The sequence below is a fragment of the Aquimarina latercula DSM 2041 genome (assembly GCF_000430645.1).
Taxonomy (GTDB): Bacteria; Bacteroidota; Bacteroidia; order Flavobacteriales; family Flavobacteriaceae; genus Aquimarina; species Aquimarina latercula.
Genome location: NZ_AUMK01000017.1, coordinates 65,003 through 90,140 on the forward strand (window position 1 = coordinate 65,003; position 25,138 = coordinate 90,140).

General features: G+C 31.9%; 20 protein-coding genes. 4 read left to right on the forward strand and 16 right to left on the reverse strand.

What is annotated here, in order from left to right; all coding sequences use genetic code 11:
- Positions 1-15: 15 nt before the first annotated feature.
- From H526_RS30965 to H526_RS0115985, 5 genes are all read right to left on the reverse strand, one after another.
- Positions 16-795, reverse strand: coding sequence for a carboxypeptidase-like regulatory domain-containing protein (locus H526_RS30965; protein WP_027393937.1), 780 nt, complete (start codon positions 793-795; stop codon positions 16-18).
- Between the two features lie 28 nt (positions 796-823).
- A complete protein-coding gene (locus H526_RS0115970) occupies positions 824-1,603 on the reverse strand; it encodes a peptidase associated/transthyretin-like domain-containing protein (RefSeq protein ID WP_027393938.1) in 780 nt (259 codons plus the stop codon).
- A gap of 70 nt (positions 1,604-1,673) precedes the next feature.
- Positions 1,674-2,336: a 3'-5' exonuclease gene (locus H526_RS0115975; protein ID WP_027393939.1), complete on the reverse strand. Its 663-nt coding sequence runs from the start codon at positions 2,334-2,336 to the stop codon at positions 1,674-1,676.
- A gap of 2 nt (positions 2,337-2,338) precedes the next feature.
- A complete protein-coding gene (locus tag H526_RS0115980) occupies positions 2,339-4,258 on the reverse strand; it encodes a DUF294 nucleotidyltransferase-like domain-containing protein (protein ID WP_027393940.1) in 1,920 nt (639 codons plus the stop codon).
- A 16-nt stretch (positions 4,259-4,274) separates the two neighbouring features.
- Positions 4,275-4,724, reverse strand: coding sequence for a nucleoside deaminase (locus H526_RS0115985; RefSeq protein WP_027393941.1), 450 nt, complete (start codon positions 4,722-4,724; stop codon positions 4,275-4,277).
- A 159-nt stretch (positions 4,725-4,883) separates the two neighbouring features.
- Between H526_RS0115985 and H526_RS0115990 the strand changes: the two genes are divergently transcribed.
- Entirely contained in the window at positions 4,884-6,662 is a 1,779-nt protein-coding gene (locus H526_RS0115990; protein ID WP_027393942.1) for a 1-deoxy-D-xylulose-5-phosphate synthase, read from the forward strand.
- A gap of 49 nt (positions 6,663-6,711) precedes the next feature.
- Here the strand turns inward: H526_RS0115990 and H526_RS0115995 are convergent, their stop codons facing one another.
- Positions 6,712-9,348, reverse strand: a complete 2,637-nt coding sequence (locus H526_RS0115995) for a T9SS-dependent M36 family metallopeptidase (protein ID WP_027393943.1) — start codon at positions 9,346-9,348, stop codon at positions 6,712-6,714.
- A 446-nt stretch (positions 9,349-9,794) separates the two neighbouring features.
- On the opposite strand from H526_RS0115995, the gene H526_RS0116000 reads away from it, so the two are divergent.
- On the forward strand, positions 9,795-10,247 hold the full coding sequence (locus tag H526_RS0116000; protein WP_027393944.1) for a lipocalin-like domain-containing protein: 453 nt from the start codon (positions 9,795-9,797) through the stop codon (positions 10,245-10,247).
- Positions 10,248-10,299: 52 nt separating this feature from the next.
- Here H526_RS0116000 and dgt read toward each other — a convergent pair whose 3' ends face one another.
- The 7 genes from dgt to H526_RS29335 all read right to left on the reverse strand — a co-directional run bounded on the left by dgt (position 10,300) and on the right by H526_RS29335 (position 19,496).
- The gene (gene dgt / locus H526_RS0116005) at positions 10,300-11,643 is read right to left on the reverse strand and encodes a dGTP triphosphohydrolase (protein WP_027393945.1); all 1,344 of its coding nucleotides are present in this window, start codon (positions 11,641-11,643) and stop codon (positions 10,300-10,302) included.
- 7 nt (positions 11,644-11,650) lie between these two features.
- The gene (locus tag H526_RS0116010; protein ID WP_081415640.1) at positions 11,651-12,397 is read right to left on the reverse strand and encodes a CPBP family intramembrane glutamic endopeptidase; all 747 of its coding nucleotides are present in this window, start codon (positions 12,395-12,397) and stop codon (positions 11,651-11,653) included.
- Between the two features lie 10 nt (positions 12,398-12,407).
- A complete protein-coding gene (locus H526_RS0116015) occupies positions 12,408-12,905 on the reverse strand; it encodes a zinc ribbon domain-containing protein (RefSeq protein ID WP_027393947.1) in 498 nt (165 codons plus the stop codon).
- A 205-nt stretch (positions 12,906-13,110) separates the two neighbouring features.
- On the reverse strand, positions 13,111-15,582 hold the full coding sequence (locus H526_RS0116020) for a ribonucleoside-diphosphate reductase subunit alpha (protein ID WP_027393948.1): 2,472 nt from the start codon (positions 15,580-15,582) through the stop codon (positions 13,111-13,113).
- A gap of 316 nt (positions 15,583-15,898) precedes the next feature.
- Complete coding sequence (locus H526_RS0116025; RefSeq protein ID WP_027393949.1) at positions 15,899-16,876, reverse strand: ribonucleotide-diphosphate reductase subunit beta; 978 nt, start codon at positions 16,874-16,876, stop codon at positions 15,899-15,901.
- A gap of 437 nt (positions 16,877-17,313) precedes the next feature.
- Positions 17,314-18,048, reverse strand: a complete 735-nt coding sequence (locus H526_RS0116030; RefSeq protein WP_027393950.1) for a hypothetical protein — start codon at positions 18,046-18,048, stop codon at positions 17,314-17,316.
- An 89-nt stretch (positions 18,049-18,137) separates the two neighbouring features.
- A complete protein-coding gene (locus tag H526_RS29335) occupies positions 18,138-19,496 on the reverse strand; it encodes an OmpA family protein (RefSeq protein ID WP_051336188.1) in 1,359 nt (452 codons plus the stop codon).
- 107 nt (positions 19,497-19,603) lie between these two features.
- Here H526_RS29335 and H526_RS0116040 point away from each other — a divergent pair, with 107 nt between their 5' ends.
- The gene (locus H526_RS0116040) at positions 19,604-20,146 is read left to right on the forward strand and encodes an RNA polymerase sigma factor (RefSeq protein WP_035085789.1); all 543 of its coding nucleotides are present in this window, start codon (positions 19,604-19,606) and stop codon (positions 20,144-20,146) included.
- Positions 20,147-20,881, forward strand: a complete 735-nt coding sequence (locus H526_RS0116045) for a tetratricopeptide repeat protein (protein ID WP_027393952.1) — start codon at positions 20,147-20,149, stop codon at positions 20,879-20,881.
- Positions 20,882-20,892: 11 nt separating this feature from the next.
- Here the strand turns inward: H526_RS0116045 and H526_RS0116050 are convergent, their stop codons facing one another.
- The 3 genes from H526_RS0116050 to H526_RS0116060 form a co-directional block, all read right to left on the reverse strand.
- Positions 20,893-23,727 carry a CHAT domain-containing protein gene (locus H526_RS0116050; RefSeq protein ID WP_027393953.1) on the reverse strand — a complete coding sequence of 945 codons (2,835 nt, stop codon included), beginning with the start codon at positions 23,725-23,727 and terminating at the stop codon, positions 20,893-20,895.
- Between the two features lie 54 nt (positions 23,728-23,781).
- Positions 23,782-24,435 (reverse strand): hypothetical protein, encoded by a 654-nt coding sequence (locus H526_RS0116055; RefSeq protein ID WP_035085791.1) that lies wholly within the window; start codon positions 24,433-24,435, stop codon positions 23,782-23,784.
- 79 nt (positions 24,436-24,514) lie between these two features.
- Positions 24,515-25,084 (reverse strand): DUF3109 family protein, encoded by a 570-nt coding sequence (locus tag H526_RS0116060; protein WP_027393955.1) that lies wholly within the window; start codon positions 25,082-25,084, stop codon positions 24,515-24,517.
- Positions 25,085-25,138 lie beyond the last annotated feature (54 nt).

Below are 25,138 nucleotides of genomic sequence, written 5' to 3' on the forward strand. Positions count from 1 at the left end.
ATCATAGCGCCTTTTTTATTCTTTTACATTATACTTTTTCTTAAACAATTCTACTTGCATTATTAAAAATTCTAAAACTTTTAAATCATCATTTGTTTTAAGAACAGTTTTTAAACTTTTCTCTTCATTTAAAAAATCCAAAAAATTATAAAATTCTGTTTCGGGTATTTCCAATTCTTTTATAAAAAACTCTTCTTTATAAAAATCTGTTATTTGGGCTTTAGATTCAATCTGTTTCGATTTATTTCTAAAAGCTCCGGATATTAGATTAATTAATATTCCTATATCAATCGATACCGAAGCTTGGCTACTTCCCTGTCCTAAAGCGATATTTTTTACTGGTGATTGGGCATCATCTTGCCAAACAATCCTCATTTTCTTGATCTGAGCTGCATTCCACAATGGTAATCTATCCTCGTATGTTGGTATTTCTTGGATGTCCTTTTGTATATCTCCAGATAAAATATACTCTGATATTCTTACTTCATCTAATTCATTAACCTCTGGTTCTAAGAAAACCGTAAAATTATCCGATTGTAAATCTTCTTTAGTAATTACAAGCTTTTCTAATTGGAATTGAATTGATGAAAACACAACTTGATCTCCTGGTTCTGCCTCTATTTTAAAATATCCTAATGCATTACTAATAGTACCTATCTCTTTGGTAAGATTGACAATATTAACTGCTTCTAATTCTAATGTTTTTACAACAATTCTTCCTTCTAACCAAGAGTTATTCTGGCCAAAACTTAATAAAGAGATCAAAAAAAAGAGGTGGAAAATATTTTTTTGCATTTGTTTCTTCAAATAGTGTAATACATTTTCAGTTTTTCTCTTTTCGTAGAATTTTAGTATTAAAATCTTTACTTTGATTAATTAGGTATTCTAATATCCTTAACTCATCTCTTGTTTTTAGCACCTCTTTTGTTTCTACTTTTTGATTTAGATAATCTATAAAATTATACACTTCAACTTCAGGTATTTCTAATTCATTCACTAAAAAATCACCATTATAAAAATCTGACACTTTTGGAATACGAACTACTTTTTTAGGTCTCTTTTTCTTAAAAAGACTAGCAATCATCCTACCTGTAGCTATAAAATTAAAAGCGGTAGCATTTTTTCTATGATCAATAGTTGTATTTCTAACAGTTGCAGCACCTTTTTCATGTACAAAAGGAGTAGTATCCAATAGTTTTGCATTAAACATTGGTAATTTATCCTCAATTGTTTCAATTTTCTTTATATCCTCCTTAGGCTCTCCTGAAAGATTATACCGAGAAATAGTGACTTCGTCTAATTCATTTACTTTAACCTCTAATTGTATAGTTAGATTCGCTTTTTTTAGATCTTGTTTAGTAACTATATGTGATTTTTGGTAATGTTGGACTGATGAAAAAATGATCGTATCCCCTTTATTGGCTTTTATTTCAAAAAAACCAACTTTATCATTTATTGTTCCTATACCTTGGCTAATATTTATAATATTTACCGACTTCTGATGAATCGTATCTGTGAGTATTTTACCTCTTAAAATCTCATTATCTTGAGAAAAGCCAACAGAGCTCACTAAAGAAATAATAACATATAGTTCTTTTCGCATTTTGATTGATTCTATAAAAAAGACTGAGATCTATAAAAACAGTTGCAAGTATTGTTTAAACACCTTAATCTTAAAACAGATTAGACACCTTATCCGTTTTAAGAATTTTTAATCTTGCTATCGTTTTAAGGAAAGCTATTGCAGTAATAAAAGCATCTCCAGAGGCTGTATGTCGATCGCTTTTGGATATTTTTAAGTCATCACATAATTCATCTAAACTATAATGAAGATGCTTTCTATGGGTATGATATACGATATGTTTAGTTTTCCGAAAAAGTACTCCAGTATCCAAAAACCTATTCTTTAATGTCCCTAACCCATGCCTCTTTAAGGCACTATTTATCATTCTGCGATCAAAATCTGCATGATGTGCAATTAATATAGCGTTTCCTATATATTTTATGAATAACTCAATTGCTCTGTATTCTAATATCGTATCAAAATTATTATTCTTTCGAATCCCATGAATCTCTACTGTATCAGAATTGAAAACATCTTGTTCTAGATATAATTCCAATTGATCTGCCACGTCAATTGCAACATTATTAATTGCAACACATCCAATAGATAGAATCCTATCATCCTTATAATCAAAGCCAGTAGTTTCTGTATCAAATGCAACAAACCTAACCTCATCAATAGTTTTTCTCTGAAAACGATTTTCAAAAAGTGAAAGGTAATTATTCCAGAAATCTGGAAGCTCTTTATTTCTATTTAGAGACCATAAACTCATCACTACATTAATGTTTTTAACTGAAAACGTACTCTTAACACCTCTTGAATATCCCGTATGGGCTTAAAACATCTTTTAAGCTTTAGTTTATCACTTTTACTCAATGTATTTAATTTAATAAATCTCCCAGAGTCTTTATGAATTAACCCCTGACGTGTTCTAAACTTAAGTAGCACTCTAAAGGCCTTTGCACAACTCTCAAAAAGCTCCTTGTTATTTGGTTCTAGTATTGCAAGTTTTTCATACCGAAGTAATGTATTATTAACTCCTTTTAAATTATGATATAGTGATAAAATTCTTGCTCCATCGATCAATACCATCATAGCTCTTGTTTTGATATCAAAAGTATCCTTATGTTCTCCATTTTGTTCAACCAAAAACTGCTTAAAAAAACCTAAAGGCGATGGTTTTTGTAATGCACTAACTCCCAACAATCCTAAAAACCTTTTACTTTTATTAACTCCATCAAAAACCACATCAGATAGCTGATTTACCATATATGGATCTCCATATACTAACTGAAAATCAAAGAATATTGATGACAATAAGGTACTTTCTTCCGTTGGGGTTGTCATCCAATTTCTAAACTGCATTTCCCATTCCATAGCAGACATACACCATCTTGGGTTACTTGCCATCATTTCTGCTGGACAATACTCAAAACCAATTGTGTGTAAGTTTTTAGTAATTATTCGCGCTAATTCTAAAAAGTAGCGTTGAGTTGATTCATATATATCTTCGCTAACATCTTCGAATACAATGGCATTATCTTGATCAGTTAACAACAACTGTTCTCTTCTTCCTTGACTACCTAAAACTAAAAAACTAAACTTCACTGGTGGTTTTTCTGGCATTTCTTTTAATGATAATTCGATTGCTCTAATTACCAATGCATCATTAACTTCTGAAATAAGATTTAAGATATGTAATGTTGGAATATCTTGTTCTAAATATGTTTTTAACAATCTTTCTAACTGCTTCCTAATATATCTAAGTCGTTGTATTTTTTTAGCTCTCTTAATCTCCTTAATCAATACGGAAGGATTATTTCCAAAAGACACTAACAAATCATGATTAGAAAAAACGCCAACTAGCTTTGAACTGCGAGTTCCATCCTTAGTTATACAAAGATGACTAATATTATTTTTGATTAACGCAATTTGTGCTTCTGCTACGGTCAACTTTTTAGCATATGTTTTAACTGGAGTATTCATAATATCTGTAACCATTGCGGTAGCCGGAAACAAACCTGTAGCTACTTTTGCTCTAAGATCACTATCAGTTACGATACCTATTGGGTATTTATTTTCATCCGCAACGACTACTGCATCTACTTTACGTTTGTTCATTTCTAAAGCAATATCCTTTACAATAGTAGATGAATTACATGTTAGTGGTTTTTTGCGATAAGAAATTGTCCTCAAAGTAGAAAGATCATTTGCCGTATCAATGGATATCGTATTATCTATTCTTTTCCCCTTTTCTGTCTCCGTATAATAGTTTCTCGCATGGGTTGCAAATGTTTCTAGCAGAAACGTATTTACGTCTTTATTCTGATCAATAAAGGGTTTGAAAACTGATGATGGAATTGCATACACTATAGACTCTTCATTGGCTAAAGAGGCCATTCTATAATTCTTTTTAATAATCATGATACGAAGCCCAAAAAGATCTCCGGTATCACATATATCTACTAAATCCTTTTCGTTTCCAATGTTTCTGTATAATCCAATTGCTCCCTCTCTTACTATATAAAATTCATCGTGGCACTTTTCACCTTGATTAAACACATACTCTCCCTTCTCTAAATACAATACTCGAATCTGACCAGAAATCATTAATAATTCTTCCTTTCTCAACATATTGAAAGGTGGAAACTGTTTCAAAAAATCCTGAATTCGTTCTGCAATTGTATTTTTCATGAAGATATCATTAGTATCAATTTAAATTACGTTTTTCAATAAAAAAGCGTTTAAGTATTTCACTACACTCTTCTTCTAATACACCCCCTGTCATTTTGGTTTTAGGATGTAATTTTGTCCCCATGTTTATACACCCGCGTTGTTCATCCCTTGCTCCGTATACTATTTTACCGATCTGACTCCAAAACAAGGCACCGGCGCACATTTGACATGGTTCTATTGTCACATACAACGTACATTCTTTTAAATACTTCCCACCTAAAAAATTTGCAGCTGCCGTAATAGCTTGCATTTCGGCATGAGCCGTTACATCATTTAATAGCTCTGTTAAGTTATGTGCTCTAGCAATAATTCTATCAGAAACTACTATCACCGCTCCTATAGGTATTTCTCCTTTCTCATAGGCCAATTCGGCTTCCTGAAGTGCCTTTCTCATAAAATGTGAGTCGTCGTATGGATCAAACATAAATTTATTTTAATTTAAAGTAAAACTAATAAATATAATCCTTCTTATTTTCAATGTATTCAGCTTTATAAGAAACTATCTCAATTAATTTTATGAGATCTCATTAGAATTACCAATTAGAGACTGTTACAGCTCATTTCAAAATAGTACTTTTACTGAATGAAAGACACACTACTTTCGCATATTGAATATCCAGAAGATCTCCGTAAACTATCAGTTAATCAATTACCAGATTTAGCGAAAGAGTTACGAAACTTTGTGATTAATATAGTAGCCAGTAAAGAAGGACATTTAGGTGCTAGTTTAGGTGTTATAGAGCTTACCATTGCTTTACATTACATTTTTGATACTCCAAATGATTTATTAGTCTGGGATGTTGGGCATCAAGCATATCCTCATAAGATACTTACAGGAAGGAAAAGTTTATTTCATACCAATCGACAATTAAACGGTATTAGTGGATTTCCTAAACGAAGTGAAAGTGAATATGATACTTTTGGTGTTGGACATTCTTCTACTTCTATTTCTGCCACTTTGGGAATGGCTATTGCCTCAAAACTGAAAGGCAATAGTGCCAAACAACATATTGCGGTGATTGGAGATGCTTCTATCGCCAGTGGAATGGCTTTTGAAGGATTAAATCACGCAGGAGTCACTGATGCCAATATGCTAATTATTTTAAACGATAATTCAATTGGAATTGACCCGAGTGTAGGAGCTTTAAAAGAATACTTAACCAAAGCCAAAGTTGGTTACAAACCTAAAACCGATAATATTATTGAAGCCTTGAATTTTAAATACTTTGGCCCAATAAATGGACATGATTTACCAACTTTATTAAAAACACTCGAAAAATTAAAGACTATAAAAGGTCCAAAACTCTTACACATTATAACTACTAAGGGAAAAGGGCTTAAACAAGCAGAAGAAAACCAGGTTACTTATCACGCACCCGGAAAGTTTGATGCGCATACGGGAGAATTAATTCCTAAAAAAAATATTCAACAACCTCCTAAATTTCAAGATGTATTTGGGTATACTATTCTAGAACTGGCTAGAAAAAACGAAAAGATCATTGGGATAACACCCGCAATGCCAACCGGTAGTTCTTTAAAATATATGATGCAAGAAATGCCAGATAGAGCATTTGATGTTGGTATTGCCGAACAACATGCAATCACGTTAGCTGCTGGAATGGCAACGCAAGGATTAATACCTTTCTGTACCATCTATTCTACATTTTTACAGCGTGCTTATGATCAATTAATCCATGATGTAGCATTACAGAATCTACCTGTAATTTTCTGTATTGATCGCGCTGGGTTAGTTGGAGCAGATGGTGCAACACACCACGGTGTTTTTGATATTGCATATCTGAACTGTATTCCTAATATGATTATAGCAGCACCGGCGAATGAAATTGAGTTAAGAAACCTTATTTATACGAGTACATTAGGGTTAAAAAATCCAATAGCAATTAGATATCCTAGAGGTAGAGGAAAAATAATAGATTGGAAAGTTCCTATGACAGAAATTTCAATAGGAAAAGGAAAGTGTTTAAGAAATGAAATTTCGAAAATAGCTATCTTATCGACAGGAACAATAGCGAATAACATTATAGATGCGTTAAAACACATCGACAAAACAATAAGTCACTACCATTTTTGCTTTATAAAACCTTTAGATTCTGAATTATTAAAAGAAATACTACAAAAACATACTACTGTTATAACGGTAGAAGATGGTGTTATCAAAGGAGGTTTTGGAAGTACTATTATAGATTTTGCGAATCATCATAATTTTCAAAACAGGATAATCACCCTTGGAGTACCGGATCACTTTATACATCAAGGAACTACAGAAGAATTACAAGAAATTTGTGGTATTTCTGTAGAAAAGATAAAAGAGACTATTTTTAAAAATATGCCTGACAAGTAAAAAGAGGCTATTTTTATAAAACAGCCTCTTTTATGTTTATTTATAGAATCTATTCTATTATAATTTTAGAAGTAGAAATTCCTTCTCCATTCTCAGCTTCAATTCTTAACAGATAGATTCCTGATCTAAGACCCGTTTCTACTCTATAAAGATTTGTAAGACTTACCCTTTCTTTATATACTATTCTACCATTCATATCAAAAATATAAATATTACTATCCCCTAAGCTTTCAGAAACTCTAATATTAAATATTCCTCGCGAAGGATTAGGCTCTATCTTAAAAATGCTTTCATTAAAACTATCAACACTCAATGTAGAGCAATCTAACTCACTTGATGGAGGAAGATTGAATGCAGCAATCTGATCAAAACGATCATCAGTAGAACCTTCCAAAGCTCCATAACCAACTCCTCTTCTTGCAAAGACATCCCAAATAACACATTTATTTGCTTCGTTATTAGGAAGCAATTCTGCTGCTGCAAGGATACCATCTCTTCCACTCACAAATCCAGGGTTACAAGCTTGAAGTTTTAATCCGTCAATTACTAATTGCATTGCTAAGTTATTACCTCCTGTGCCATTATATAAATCAGGGTCAAAACCATCTCTTTCAATAAAAGCCCAAGTCATATCCCATAAAATAGATGCCCAAATTGAACCTATCCCATGAGGCTGCGAAAAATCTTGATCATCTTTAACATTATCGTAAGTAACAGGGTTAACATTCATATCTGTACTATAAGGAAACGGTCGAATCCCAGCACCTGAAGTAGGCTGTCCCGTAGCATAAGTACCTATACCTCTGCTATCTGTTCCATTATCACCAGATTCGATAGTCATCATCAATGCAAACCAATCTGACCATCCTTCCCCCATTTGTTCTGCATTACCTAAACAACCCGCAGCAGATGGACCTCCAGCAAGTCTATTTGAAATACCATGACCATATTCATGAATCACGATACCATTATCAAAAGAACCATCTTCGGCAATTATATTTTTTCCAGCATCTGAAAGACTAACATTAACGGGAATTAAACTACTTTTTATAGCATTAATAATATCTTCTCCATCTGTCATATTAATCATTACAGCAGGAATAGTTATCGCATTATTTTCCCCTCCCATTGGGATAGGATCTCCTCCCACATTATTAACTACTAATACCGCAAGAGCACCCGCTTGCTGACATCGAAATACTTTATCAGTAAAATTACACTCACCTCTTCTAACAACCGCAATTTTACCATCTAAATCAGAACTATTTATAAGTTCAGAGCAAATATCATTTTCATCTATTGTAGCATCGTCATCTACCGCTAAAGCTAAGTCAGCTGTTATTGCATCGGGAGCACTTGGGGCATCTACATGCCCAGGATCAAAACTGTTATCTGATACAGGGTATCCTCCTGACAAAGAAGTATTATTAACATTAAAAACCTGAACATCAGAACTAGCCTGGGGATTCCATAAAAACATTGACATTTTAGGGTTAGCACCGTCTGGTGGTGTCCCAAATGTAGCATTATTAGTCCCTGATCCATCAATAGCATCAGCAGAAACTTCATCACCACCAAAACCTCCTTTTCCATAATTATTAAATTGAAAATTTCCAGAGGTTTCATCAAAACCATACTGATACCATACATCATGAACTACATTATTTGCATAAAACAAATTAGTGATAGATGCATCTTCATTATCCGCTACTAAGGCACCATCTAAATAGGGATAATCAAAAATTAGACCTCCTCCTCCATCAGGCATGTATCCAATTCCATCATTGCCATCAAAATCCTCAGAAGCAATTACATTATTACCCCTTGTAGTATTAAACTCTGCACCTTCTACTCCATCGGTATCATGCCAACCAAAAGGCGAAGCATTATCATCCTCTTGACCAGATATTAATTGTCTATCACCATGATTAGGACTTTCAACGGAAGGAATTGGAAATACATTATATACCGGGGTATCCATAGGCAACACAACAGGAACTTGCAATTCAGATTCCAATAAAGAATTACTTCCAGTAATTAAATTTTCATTATGAACATGAGTATTAAAAGAACACTTAACTATCCAATCATTTTGACTTAATAAGTTACCGTCCTCAGCATTTAATCTAATACTATACCAGTTCTTTCCATCCTTAGTATGAATACTCAAATCCCAGCAAAGAAAAAGTCTTTCTTCTTTCAATTCATAAACCAAATTTACGGGTATTTCATCCATAGAAATATTACTTCTAGTGACTACAAACGAATTTTCTTCAGAAGATTTTTTTTGAAGTATTCTCACATCTTTAAGACCTTCTAAACCTAAAATTCTTGCTGCATATACAACAGCATCCTCTGCAGATAACAAAGGTGTTACTGTATTTATTTTGTCCGAAATATCCTTTACATAATTGCCCTGAAAAGAAACTACCTTTCCATTCTTAATTGCAAAACTACCAATTGCATTTTTTATAGGAATTCCCTTATATTGCTGTATAACGTAAGTTGTACTCACATTCATACTTTTAGAAAAAGATTCTGATTGAATACTAAGACTATTTATATCTTTTGTACTAATTCCTGAATCTAATAGATAATCTTTAATAATGTCCATTTTCTCTGTTTGAGAAAATCCAAGATTAAGCCCAAATACAAGTATTAAAAGTTTAAAATAAATTTGTTTCATTGTTTAATTAAATTGAGTTTGTGAAATTGATAAAAGGATTATATTATAAATACGAGAACTAAATATTTCCCTAATAAGCTGTTCCACAAAAATAATTAATAAGTTGTCTCTCGCAAGAACAAACTAAAAAGAATACATCATCAATCCTTCGATCTTTTAAAATTTCAACAAGTAACTTCTATCTTGGAGCCTCGCGAGATAGTTCATGACATTAATAAATCTACAAGCTAATCCTTACAAATTATTACTCGTTAATAAGTGTTTTTAAAATTTAATGGTAACATTTTTACAATTTTATGAACTACTTAATAAAATGATGTATTAATTAAACAAAAAGTAAGTTTATTCCTTCTTTTTTTTAAAATAAAAAATTCACTTAATTGTTTTACACCCTAAAAAAATGTTAATTCGTCAAAATTTTTAAAATTAAACTAAAAGTATTACTAATGAAAAAACTAAATCTATTCTTAACCTTATTATTGACTATTACATTATTTTCATGCCGAAGTGATGATGATGGTACACTTGAAAACATTGAAATTACTGAAGCCAATCTAATTGGGACTTGGGACCTTACTTCAGGAACAGAAAATGGAGAAAGCTATGAGCCTTTTTCTTGCGTTTATAGAATGACATTGGCCACAGATGCAAATGGTGAAAATGTTGCAACATTTGTTGAAGGGTACACAGAAAACGGTAATTGCCAAGAATCTACATCTGTTGATTACTGGTGGGCTCTATCTGGAAATAATTTAAATACAGGTATAGAAGATATTGATACGTATGATGAATCCGAAGAAATAATAGAATTAAGTTCTACTACATTAAGATTACGATATACAGAAGAAGAAGAAGAAGGTATCACGTATACATATGTAGATACATATACCAAACTATAACTTCATTGCTAAAAAAATAAACCTATTGGACATCTATTCCGATAGGTTTATTCTAAACTTGTAACCCTTTAATCTTCTGAAATTTTAACAATGCATTACCATCTGTTAGGCTTGCCACATAATTACTTATACTAATTAGTCTAGTATATAGATCATCACTTTTATAGTCAAAATTACTTCCTTCTGCTTTTAGAATTAATTTATCATAATTAGAAGCCTGTTGATTAATAAAATGATTTGTTGCGGTACAGTACCTATCTAAAAGAGTAGCGAGAATCTCGTATCCCGCAATTTCTTTTTCCACTACTTCTGAACTTTGATAAATTTTAGCAACGCTAATTTTAATAATATCATCGATTTGTGCCTCATACTTACTCTTATCAATAAGTGCCTCATCAAAATCTCCTTTTAGTATCTCTTCTTCGTGTTCTAAAAAGATATTTGCAGCTTCTTGTATCAAGGTATTAATTGCTAATGCTCTTAAATAACTTAGGCGATCAGCTGTAGTGATCAGACTATTATATTTTGATGTATTGATTGTATCCTTTACTAACTTGATAAGATATTCTAGCGCATACTCTTCTTGTATCAATCCTAAATTAATACCATCTTCAAAATCAATAATGGTATAACAAATATCATCAGCAGCTTCTACCAAAAAAGTTAATGGATGGCGGCTATAGGTGATTTCATCTCCTATTTTTTGAGAAAGTAACCCCATTTCTTCTGCTACTTCTTTAAAAAAGCTTGTTTCGTTTTGAAAATAGCCGAATTTCTTATGTGCAATATGTGAGGTTGGTTTTTTAGGCAACGATTCTTTAGGATATTTCATAAAGGCTCCTAACGTAGCATATGATAGTCGTAAACCTCCTTCTATACCTTGTCTAGATTCTGTTAAAATCTTGAAACCATTTGCATTTCCTTCAAAATCTATAAGATCTTGATATTGTTTTGGAGTCAAATATTCTTTATACATTTTACCTTTTCCGGTAGCAAAATATTCTCCTATCGCTTTTTCTCCCGAATGTCCAAACGGAGGATTCCCGATATCATGAGATAAAGAAGCAGCCGCCACAATAGCTCCAAAATCATTAAATTGATATCCGTGAATGGTAGAAAGATGCGGATGTTTTTCTAAAATTTTTTTTCCTACTACTCTGCCTAGAGAACGACCTACTACGGACACCTCTAAACTATGGGTTAATCTAGTATGAACAAAACTAGTTTTAGACAAAGGGATTACCTGAGTTTTATCCTGTAAACTCCTAAATGCCGAAGAAAATATAATTCTATCATAATCTACCTCAAAACCTAATCTAGTTTCATCTTGTTCTTTACGTAATCTTTTATTCGTATCTCCCTGTCTTTTTAAGGATAGGAGCTGTTCCCAGTTCATCATACAATCAGAATTCTAACAATGTACTATTGTAATAATAATAGTCCAAATATAACACTATGAAGTTATGTATGAAATGAATTATCATCCCTATCCATAAAGTATTGTATTTATGCCTTAAATAACCTAACAAAAGCCCAAATGGAAAAATCCATAATAATGATATTATAGAAAAATGAATCAATGCAAAAATAAAGGATGTAAGAATTATGGTAACTCTGGTACTAGTTATTTGATTTAATTGATTGTATAAAAAACCTCTAAACCCTAACTCCTCAAAAACTGGTGGAAAGATCGCAACAAAAAGAATTGCCCAAAACATAGGATTAGGATAATCAATATATCCTAAATAGTAATTATATGATTCATCAGATAATTGGACATTAATAAACTCTACAGCATAATACACCACAAAACCACTGGCTACAGGTACTAATAGATATCCTAAAAGAGCTAAGGGTTGAATTTTGGGAAACCTATATAATTTTATAATATTCTTAAAATCGAAAAAAGCAAAACCAATCATCAATAGTGCAAAAACACTTTCGACTGCGATCTCTTGAATCAAAGAAGTATCATCTTGATATACAAAATAATTAATCACAAGAAAAAGAAGCATCACTATATAAAAAGCAATCACTAAATTAAGCTGCTGACTTTTTTCTTTTTGTACTATTTTTTTTATTGAAGCTCCACAATTTGGACAAAAATTCCTAACATTATCCAAAGATGTATTACACGTTTTACAAATCATATTATTTAACTTACTTCTTGGAGTATTGAGAAGCAGAATATACTCCCTTTGCTAAAAAAGCGATTATAACAATTTTGAATATAATACCTTTAAAAATTGTCGTAGGTTCTGCAATAGTTATGATTGCCAAAATGGTAAGATAAAGTAACAATCCTGATAAAATTGCTGCAAAAGGTTTTTTTTGTGACCAATATGCGAGCACCAAATATATAGCAGCTATTACCATTTGTGCTATTAACTCTCCAGTATCTTGAGTTCTAAAAAAATAAATTAAACCAACTACAAAACTAATTCCGGCCATCCAATACAATGTTTTTCTAGCAGAATTAATCCTTTTATGATCATCCATTATTTGATTTTTCTTCATCGCCTTTCGAGCATGATAAACGGCTTTTTCTTTTTCATCACCATTCTCTGGAAAACCACATTCTGTACAAAATTTAGATTCTAAATTGATTTCGGTATTACATTGTGAACATAATGGTCGTTGGATAGTTATTTCTTCCATAATCGTAAGTTATATAAATCTAAGGGTATTAATCACAAGATACTTTTTAATTTTATATATAAATTAAAGAAGCTCTTCTCTTACGTAAGTGTCATTATCAATGGATTTGTTACTGCGCTATTTTAGAAATAAAAATTACAATTAAACAAAAAAGGGAAGCTTCTATACAGAAAACTTCCCTTTTGCCCTATTTAAATGGTCTTAATTAAGACCCACACATTAAACAATCATCCCCTTCAGCTTCTTTTGATTGCGCTATTAACGCTTTCAATTCTTCTGGAGTTAAGGAGGTACCTTCTGCAGAAACCTGCACAGCTTCTGGCTGCTCTTCTGTTTTAGAAGCTGATTGCGCTTCCATTACTTGAGCCGCTGCCACTGCTACTTGCTCCGCTTGTGGTTGTTCTTTCTTTTCAGTCTTAAGCGTAAACTTAATTGCATCTACTGCAGATTTTGTTCTCAGGTAATACATACCTGTTTTTAATCCACTCTTCCAAGCATAGAAATGCATTGAAGTAAGTTTTGCCATCGTAGCACCTTCCATAAATAAGTTTAGCGACTGCGATTGATCTATAAAATATCCTCTATGACGAGACATATCTATAATATCCTTCATACTCAATTCCCAAACTGTTTTATACAACTCTTTAAGGTCTTGAGGAATGATATCTATATTCTGGATAGATCCATTGGCACGCATAATAGCATCCTTAAGATCATCGCTCCATAAATTTAATTTTACTAAATCTTCTAATAAATGTTTATTTACTACAATAAATTCACCAGATAACACACGTCTTGTATAGATATTACTTGTGTAAGGCTCAAACGCTTCGTTATTTCCTAAAATCTGAGAAGTTGATGCTGTTGGCATAGGAGCAACTAATAATGAGTTACGAACCCCATTCTCTAACACTTCTTTTCTAAGACTGGCCCAATTCCAACGTCCACTTAATTCTTCATCTTTAATTCCCCATAAATTATGTTGGAATTCTCCTTTAGATATTGGTGATCCTTCATAAGATTGATATGGACCATCTGCAGTAGCTTCTTCCATAGACGCTGTTACTGCAGCAAAATATAAAGTTTCAAAAATTTCTTGATTCAGTTTCTTAGCCTCATCACTAGTAAAAGGCATACGCAATTGAATAAAAGTATCCGCAAGTCCTTGTACTCCTAATCCAATAGGACGATGACGCATATTAGAATTCTCAGCTTCTTTTACAGGATAATAATTACGATCTATTACTTTATTTAAGTTTTTTGTTACTCGTTTTGTAATTCTAAAAAGCTCTTCGTGATCAAATGCTCCATTTTTTACAAACATTGGTAACGCAATAGATGCCAAATTACATACTGCTACCTCATCAGGACTAGTGTACTCCATAATTTCTGTACACAAGTTAGAAGAACGAATAGTTCCCAAATTCTGCTGATTAGATTTACGATTTGCCGCATCTTTATACAACATGTATGGAGTTCCAGTTTCAATCTGAGATTCTAGAATTTTCTCCCAAAGCTCACGCGCTTTTATAGTTCTACGCCCTTTTCCTTCTGCTTCGAAACGTAAATATTCTTTTTCGAATTCATCACTATGAATATCAAATAATCCTGGACATTCATTAGGACACATTAATGTCCATTCTGCATCTTCTTGTACACGTTTCATAAATAGATCCGGAATCCACATTGCATAGAATAAATCACGAGCACGCATTTCTTCTTTACCATGGTTTTTCTTAAGATCTAAGAAATCAAATATATCTGCATGCCATGGTTCTACATAAATAGCAAAAGAACCTTTACGCTTTCCTCCACCTTGATCTACATAACGCGCGGTATCATTAAATACACGTAACATAGGAACTATACCATTCGATGTCCCATTAGTACCTGCAATATAAGATCCTGTAGCTCTAACATTATGTATAGACAATCCAATTCCTCCAGCAGATTGTGAAATCTTCGCTGTTTGTTTCAACGTGTCATAGATTCCATCAATACTATCATCTTTTGTTGCCAATAAGAAACAAGATGACATTTGTGGTTTTGGAGTTCCGGAATTAAATAACGTAGGTGTAGCGTGTGTAAAGTATTTTTTAGACATTAATTCATAGGTCTCAATTGCTGCATCTAAATCATTTAGATGAATTCCAATTGAAACTCTCATTAACATATGTTGTGGACGTTCTGCAATCTGACCATTAATTTTTAATAAGTAAGAACGCTCTAATGTTTTAAAACCAAAATAATCGTAACCAAAATCTCTATTATAAATAATTGTAGAGTCTAACTTTTCTTTATTTGCCATGATCACATCATATACTTCATCCGAGATCAGTGGTGCTTTTTTCTCAGTTCTTGGATTCACATATTCATATAAATCTGTAACAACTTCAGAAAATGTCTTCTTTGTATTTTTATGTAAATTAGAAACTGATATACGTGCAGCCAACTTAGCATAGTCTGGATGTGCTATTGTCATAGTCGCAGCAATCTCTGCAGCAAGATTATCCAGTTCACTAGTAGTTACACCATCATACAAGCCTTCTATTACCCGCATCGCTACCTTTACTGGATCAACGAGAGCGTTTAACCCATAACACAACTTCCTTACCCTTGCGGTAATTTTGTCAAACATAATTGGCTCCTTGTGACCGTCTCTTTTTACTACATACATACGTTTTTGGTTTTTATAAAATTCTTCTTCTGAAGAACTATGGTGTTAATTTGTGTTTATATTCCTCTATTTTCTTGAAAGCTATAATTATAATTGATCTCCCCCGAAATCAGATACTAAAATGAAGCCTCTGTATTATGATAATCAGAGTTATTCTCATTAATTAAAATATAACTATATGACTTTCGCCTTCTTTTGTTTCTTTGTAAGCTTTTAGAAAGCTTTATCAAACTGAGCTAATCGCTATTTAAATAGAAGTACTATTCTTAATTAGCTCAGAATGAATATATCCTTAATTTGAAATGATTTCTAAAGATTAAAAATCAGCATCAAAACTTATTTTATTTTCTTCTGTATCTTTATTAAGAACTCCTGCCTTTTGATATTCTGACACTCGTTTTTCAAAGAAATTTGTTTTCCCTTGCAATGAAATCATATCCATAAAATCAAATGGATTTGCAGTTCCATATTCTTTTTCACATTCTAATTCGGACAACAATCTATCGGTAACAAACTCTAAATATTGAGTCATTAGGTTTGCATTCATACCAATCAAACTTACCGGAAGAGATTCTGTAACAAACTCTCTTTCTATATTAAGAGCATCTACAATAATTTCTCTAATTCTATCTTTTGGTACTTTATTAACTAAATGTTTATTGTGTAGGTGTACTGCAAAATCACAATGTACTCCTTCGTCTCTAGAAATTAGTTCATTAGAAAAAGTAAGACCTGGCATTAAACCACGTTTCTTTAACCAAAAAATAGAACAAAATGCTCCAGAGAAGAAAATACCTTCTACCGCTGCAAAAGCTATTAATCGCTCAGCAAAAGAATCCGACTCGATCCATTTTAATGCCCAATCCGCTTTTTTCTTAATTGCAGGAAAATTATCTATTGCTTTAAATAAAATATCTTTCTCCTTTTCATCCTTTACATACGTATCGATTAGTAACGAATATGTTTCTGAATGAATATTCTCCATCATGATCTGAAAACCATAAAAGAATTTTGCTTCGCTATACTGAACTTCATTTACGAAATTCTCTGCTAAATTTTCATTCACAATTCCGTCTGAAGCTGCAAAAAATGCTAAAATGTGTTTAATAAAATATCTTTCGTCATTTGTTAACTTAGTTGCCCAGTCAGTAATATCCTGATGTAAGTCAATTTCTTCAGCTGTCCAGAAACTAGCTTCTGATTTTTTATACCAATCCCAAATATCATGATGTTTGATAGGAAAAATAACAAATCTGTCTTTATTTTCTTGTAAAATTGGCTCTACTGCATTCATCTTTTTTTCTTTAAGCTAGTTCTATGTTTTTTTGTTTCCGCTACGGACTAACAAAGATCAAAAAATGCTCTAGAAGTTTCACAAAAAATTAGGAAACGTTTTCAACAAAGTTTTCAACACGAAGGGAATTAACCTATAAAAATCAACAATTCATATGTTTTATTTAAAATATTGACAATCAATTATTTAATCGTTAAAAAAAAGATATAAACATCGTTGTTAGTAACCTCAAAAACCACTTATTTTTCACCTGTTACCGAGGTTTTTTTACACTAAAAAAACAAAACCAAAAAACAAGCAATTTTACGGCAAAACCACATCTTAATAATTGTAAATAAAAATCAATTTTTATTGTTTAAAACAATAAAAAAAAGAAAAATCATATGCGTTATTCACATATGATTTTTCCAAAACAGTATTTTATTATTTTATTTCTTCTATGGCCAAGAAAAAGTTTCTCCAGTAGCATGATTTGTATATGTACCTGTCCCATCAGATAACCAAACAAAACTTTCAGTCAATACTCCTAACTCAAATGCTTTTATAGATCCTGATTGATCTACTTCATTGTACACAAGCTCTATCCCATTATCACTCTGATCTTTTATGCTAAAGTTGATAATGCTTCCTGTTTTACTAAATGTCATTAATACGAAGTCTCCTCCTTCTCCATTGAATCTTACATCATAGAAATTACCATCTTTACTTATTTTACCTTCATAGAAGGTTCTACGGACACCAGATTCCTCTATATCGTATGTAAAATAATCATAAGTAGCATCTGATGTTACCGTGTAATACAATGTAACCCCACCATAACTCCAAACCCAAGTACGAGTATTTCTTCCATTTTTTCCTATAATACTTTGTTGTTCTGCATCACCTGGAATTGAAAGAAAAACCGACGAATATGCCAATGCTTGTACTTGTAAAGTCGACAACGTAAATACTGCACTGGAAGCATACGTATTCTGTTGAGCATATTGTTCCATATCATCAGGTGCCTCAATATTCTCAATAGATTCTTGATACTGTTCTATACGACCTTGAATATTCTCTAATTGATCTTCATTTTCAATAATTACCCCATCATCCTCACTGCTACAGGATTGAAACATTATTGCAATTGCCATCATCACTATTACACTTATACTTTTAAATTTTGTTTTCATTATTTTTTCTTTTAATTGTTAGATAATTTACTTCTTAGTATTCATCGAACCACTTAGGTAAACATTTCGAATACTTTTTTTCAAAAAAATTAAAGTTTTTTAAACTCCACCCTTCTATTTTTAGCTTTAGCTTCGAGTGTATTTTCTTTAGAAATAGGATCACTTTCTCCTTTACCATTGGTTTCTAACCTAGATCTATCAATCCCAAATTCATCCACAAGAACATTTTTTACAGAAACAGCTCTTTTTTTAGATAGTTTTTGATTAAAAACTTCATCTCCATCTTTATCTGTATGACCAGTTATTGACACTTTGATAGTAGGATTATCTGAAAGAATCTTTGCAATTTTTTTAATTGTACCATATGATGCAGATTTCACAGATGCTTTTCCTGTATCGAATGTAATTCCGTAAGTGACTAATTTCCCTTCTGTAATTAATTTATTACGCATATCAGGTTTTCCCACTGCATATCTTATATTACCAACATAATAGAATGTGTTTTCTGGTTTTGTTTGAGAAAAGAATTTTACATTTTTAAGCACAGTAGTTTTCTCAAATGCTCTTGGAATATCAAATACTTTTTTCTCATCAATATATATTCTCATTCGTTGCTTTTGTTTCCAAATAGAGATGTGCATTTTTTCTCCTCTACTATTATTCTTTTTATCCAACTGAGCTATCTGTTTATCTGAACTTAAGTTTAGTTTACCATCAGAACAATATTTGTGCACATCTACTTTTCCGCCATAGCTGTTTCCTCCACGAATAGCAAAAGCAAATCCATTTTTACCTGGAGTATGGTCTTGTAATTCATACCCTGAATTTTCTACATCAGAAAACACCACCATTAAATCACGTTGATACGCATACTCAGACACATCATAATCAAACACTACATCATATTCTAAAGTAAAATTCTCAGGAAACTCTTCTATAAATTCAGGAACATAAGACCCCTTTCCGGCACCTATTTGTATAAAACGTCCTTCTGTATTATTTAAAGTTACAACCTCTGCTGAGTTCGAAGAATTCCAACGTGCAGGCAAATCTCCTATTTCGTCTTGGCTAAAATCTTCGAATGCTATTACATTTTCGCCAGCTACAAAATCAAACTTGGAATATGCTGCAAAAGAAGGTTTGGTATCTGTTTCGCCTATTTCATGTTCTACTTCATTATCAGAAGAAATAACAGCACCCTTTTTCTTTTTAGTTTTCTTGCTCTTGTTCTTCTTTTTCTTCTTTTTAGGTTTTCCATCAACAGTATCATCTATCGTTTTACTTGTTTTTTTGGATACTTTTTCTTCTGTCTTCTTTAAAACAGTTTTTTCTGCCGCCCTTTCTGCAGTTTTTGCTACTTTTTTCCAAAACTGTGCTTCTATATTCTGAGGTATACACATCATAAAAAACAACACTGCTATTCCTATTATTTGTTTTGTAGTTTTCATAATACTAATTGTTTGGTTTTGTCTCTTTGTGTACGTTTTAGAAAAAAGGTTAACTTTATCTTCGGAAAATAAGATGAACCTATTACCCTATTGTCAGGTCACAAAGTATGAAGGAAGAACTCTTAACGTTAAAAAAAGGACATAATCAAGCCTTAGAAAAAATATACACAGAGTATCGCAACGCTTTTTTGCAGTTTGCAAAAAAATATGATCTAGATCATGATTCTCTTGTAGATATATATCAAGAAGCTTTTATAGCCTTACGCGAACATGCTATTAATGGTAAACTAGACACTATCAAAAGTTCTATTAAGACCTATTTGTTTAGCATTGGAAAATATATGATCTATGATCAACTCAAAAAACAGAAAAAAACAGTTTCTTATGAAAATAGTGTAGATTATAAAGAAACATCTGATGTTCAAGAGGTTTTTGAGGAGCCTCAATTAACTCCACAACAAGAATTATTACGACAACATTTCAAAAATTTAGGAAAACGTTGTCAAGAAATGTTAACCTTATTCTATTATCGGGGACTAACCATTGACGAGATTACTGAAAGCTTAGGCTATGAGAACAAAAACGTAGTAAAAAGCCAAAAATCCCGTTGTTTAAAATCCCTAAAAGAATCAATTAAAACCCCCGCATAAATGGAACGAGAAGAGTTAATAGACAAGTATTTACAATCAGAACTGACTCCTGTGGAAAAAGATCAGTTCGACAATCTTTTAGAAAACGACACTACTTTTAGAAAAGATGTTGAGTTTCTTAAAGATCTTAATCTAGTTGCTGGAGTTGAAGACAGAGATGGATTAAGAAATAGCCTAGCAGGTTTTGAAGCTAAAATTGAAGCTAAGGAAACCAAAGTAATACCGCTATTTAATTATAAAAAATTATTAGTAGCTGCATCTATATTATTGGTAGTTGCTATTGGCGGCATTACATTTCTAAAACCTTTTGGTGTGGATACCAATCAATTGTATGCGGAAAATTTTGAACCCTATAAAAATGTAGTTACTCCTATTGTTCGTGGAGATGAAGCTACCAATGAAGAGACTATTGCATTTACCTCATATGAAAGTAAAAATTATGAATTAGCTGCGGAGCAATTTGGAAATCTATTTAAAACAACAAAAAGTGCTTACTTCTTATTATACCAAGCAAATTCATTATTGGCGTCTAATAAAACCCAAGAGGCAATTCCATTATTAGAGCAACACATTTCTTTAGGAGATCAATTATCTGAAAGAGGAAAGTGGTATTTATCACTAGCCTATCTAAAAGAGAATAGAAAAAAAGAAGCTATTAATTTATTAGAAGAAATGTCTAAAACTGGAAGTTTTAAGAAAAGTGATGTCGACAAACTTTTAAGTCAATTAAAATAAGTCTACACGATCTATTTTTTTATTTTTCTTACTACTACGATTAAAATTGGAATACCAAGCAATAACAGCCACCAAAGGTATGAGGTCTTTTTTTGGAGCGGAGTTGTATCACCAGAAATCATAAATCCAGACCAATAATATGGATGTTTTAATAATTCATCATCAGCATTATTAAGATAGGTTAACTTAGCTTCTCTTAGTGCTTGATCCTTCGATAACGATTTATTCAAGTTTTTATAAAACTCCTGCATCAACTCTGATGTGGTTTGGTCATTGATCTTCCATAATGTAGTAACCAAAGATTTAGCACCTGCATAACTAAAACCTCTCGCCAAACTAAGCATACCTTCTCCTTTTTGAAGTTTTCCTAAACCTGTTTGACAAGCGCTTAATGCCACTAAATCAGCATTAATACTATAACCATATAAATCTTTAACAAACAACAAACTAGCCTCTCCTTTATCATCTGGAGCAAACGCTAAATAAGAGTAGTCTGGATATTCATCATTGGTGGCCGCGTGTGTAGCAAAATGAAGCATATTATATGCCTTAGAATCTTCCGAAAATGATACTAGCGATGCATCATCACCCGTAATAGCTTTTCCTTCAAAGAATTTTGTTATTTGATCCACTTCATCTTTATTATATAGCAACGGTCCAAAATCAGATCTGTTTTGTGAAATATTTTTATCCACTATTTCAAAACTTGGAGCATATGCTAACAACTTATTTTTATCACTCTTTAATTTATTTTGTTGCTCTCTAAGTAATGTTGAAGAATTAGTATAAGAGATTTGGTACTCTTGGATTAAGTAATTTGCTATATCCTTTGATGCGGATAAAGCTTCAAACGGCAAATAATTCAGAACTCCATCAGGAATAATTACAAGCTCCTTAGCCTCTATCTCTTCTAAAGGCCTTCTTAAAATCTGATTATAAATTAAATTTCCTGTTTTATAAATCTCGGATACATCTTTAATATTAACCTTTGACAATAGAGAATAAAAACGCGTAATTCTATCTTGATCTTCAGAGCCTAAAGGTATTTTATAGATGTTTTTCTTATTCTTTTCTATTGTAATCAAATACAAATCTGTGTTTGTAGAAAAATAACTTAATAGTGCTTTGTTTTTTATTAACTGGTTGGCTGTTTCTTCTAAACTCACTACATCCGCATTATACTTTAAATCATAATATTTAGGGTATTTTTGTTCTATATCAGAAATGAAATTATAATACTTATTTTTAAGCTGGAATAGGGAATCAAAAACTACCATATTGGATTTTTGATTAAAGAATTTTTTCTCTAAATGAATAATATTTGCTCTGAACTGTTGCTCTTTATCCACAATATCTTCTGGAACTCCACCATAAGAACTAGCTTGTGTACTTCTCGCTGCTTCTAACAGCAATACACTTTTACTTTTTTCAAAGAAATAAAAAGCATTATCAATATATATAGGTTCTTTAGTAGCCTGATAAAGATCATATGCAACGGCCACCATACTATGAAAAGCTGGATACATCTCCGATATCAGAAACTGCTTATCCACTTTACTTTCAAACTCAGGTTTTAATAAATCTAGTGTTTTGATAATTTCCTGAGAAGTGGAAAAGGCTATCTTAAGATCTTCAATTTTATTACTTTTTTGATACAATAATCGTAGTGCTTCTAACTTTTCTTTCAACACTTTTACCAGCTCTAGTTTAGACAGTACTTTTTTAGGATCAGGATTATTTTTGATATCCTTATCGTTAAAGTTTGGTGCTATCTGCATCAAAGATTCTTGATAAAATGCTAATGCCCTATTCGGATTATCTTTAGCTACATATAGTTGCCCTAATTTAGAAAAAGCCTCTGCTATATCTTGATGTTTTTCATTCTGTCTATAAGATTTTGTTTTTATTAGATATGATTGGTAAAAAGCTTCGGCCTCATCAAATTGCTTATTTTCTAAATAAACATCACCATACAGCATATCAGCAGATCTTTTAAAAGGATCATTTTCAGAATAGTACACTTCGCTTTCTTTAAGCACATCTATTGCTTTTGTTATACTATCCTGCAATAAATAATTCCTTGATAAGCGCTGATACGTAGAAAGAATGTTATTCTTAAATCTTGGGTTTTCCTTTTGTGAAATGTAAACCGGTAGTACTTCATTTAATAGCCCATTTGCACTTAAATAATCACTTTCATTTTCATAAACTCTAGCCAATCTCATTCTAGTATTAAGAATATGTCTGCTCCAATTTATTTCAGGATATGCTTCGGTAATGGATAAGGTTTTATTATGATATTCCTTTGATAAACTATATTTTCCGGTTTTTTCATACACAGCTGCTATAAAAGAATATGCGGAATAGAGTTCATTTAATTCATTCATTAAATCATCTCCGTTAGACTTTGAATCAGTTAAATCATTAACTAGTTTATTAAAATATCTTAAAGCTGTCTGGTAATTATTAATTTTATAAAAGTATTGTCCCTTTTCTAATAAAAATCTTCTTTGATAAATTGCTCCATACTCTAGGGTATCAACCGACTCTTCATCTTTTAACACCTCTTCAAAAGTTTTTAAATTCTGATTTAATTTTTTTAAATCAAAATGGTATCCATTTGCTTGGACTAAGTAAGTTAACGTATTTAACTTACCATCTAGATAATTACTTTCATCAGCAACTTTATAACTTTCTGATAAATATACATAAGCACTATCTTTATTTGCGTACAAAAAAGTACCTCCTTTATTTAAGAAATACTCATAATCTGCTAATTGTTCTTCTGTTTGAGAATAACATGATAATCCAGTAAAAATGGCTACTAAAACAAGAATATATTTCATAAAAAAAGCTCTCAAGTGATTGAGAGCTAATTTAATTATTATTTATGAAGGTAACTAAAGGTTAATACTCCCTTCTATAGAATAGGTAGTTATATCACCAATTGGTTCAAAGAACTTAGAAATTTGAACTGTCACATTTCCTTGAAAATCTATGGCTTCATTCAAAGAAATTACCTGCAATCCTGTATCTTCAAAATCTGTAAGATTACCAAATTCTGCTATTACTTCTTGATTTTCTGTAAAAACTGTTACTGCAAACCCTTCTGCATTTCCTGCCAATAAAATTTGTTCTAACCTACTAAATTCTACATCCGTAAAACACGTACAAGGAAGCGGTGGTGGCGGAACTGGCGGAAGTCTAGGTACTCTTGGTCGTACCGCAAGATCACCTACAACCTCTTCTATTTGTTCATTCAGAAAATCGATCTGCTCTGTATTAGCCTCTCTTCTTCCTTCTAATTCTTCTAACTGCCCTTGTAAATCCAAATTATTAGGATCGTTAGCTAGCTCTTCTTCAACTGATGCAATTTCTTCTGCAATCAAATCATCTTGCCTACTTAAATGCAATAGATGAAGATCTTGCTCTAAGAATGTTCCTGTTTCTTCTGCATCCGGAACAACGATGTCATCTACTATATCATCATCACTGCATCCAAAAGGAACAACAGCGAGCATAAATAGTCCGATACATACTTGAATTGTTTTCATAAAATTATTGTTTTGGTTTTAATGTTAGTATTCCTTTTCCCTAATAGGTAAACATTAATAACAATAAAAATAAGAAAATTTATTTTCTAAGATCCTCTGCTACTTTTTCTAGCTCCATATACCAGTCCTCTCCAAACTTACGTATCAATGCTTGTTTTACAAATTTGTACACAGGTACCTGAAGTTCTTTTCCTAGTGTACATGCATCATCACATATTTCCCATTTGTGATAATTAACAGCAGAAAACTCTGTGTAATCTTGCACTCTCACTGGATATAAATGACATGATATTGGTTTTTTCCAATCTACTTCTCCTTGATTATAAGCTTCTTCTATTGCGCATAAAGCTGTGCCTTTTTTATCAAAAATAACATACGCACAATCTGCTCCCTCTATTAACGGAGTTTCTAAATCACCTTGTTCAGTCTTTATAAAAGCTCCTTGGTTTTCAACTGCTTCAATACCTTCTTTTCTTAAATAAGGCTTAACAATAGGATAAATTTCTTCTAATTTTTGGGTTTCCCATTCTTCTAATGGAGCGCCTGCTTCGCCATCAATACAACAAGCACCTTTGCAAGCAGAAAGATTGCACACAAAATCTTTTTCGATGATTTCTTCTGAAACGATGGTTTTGCCTAACTGAAACATATTGCGAAGATAGTTTTTATGAAAGATAAATTTTACTGATTATTTATCTTTTTA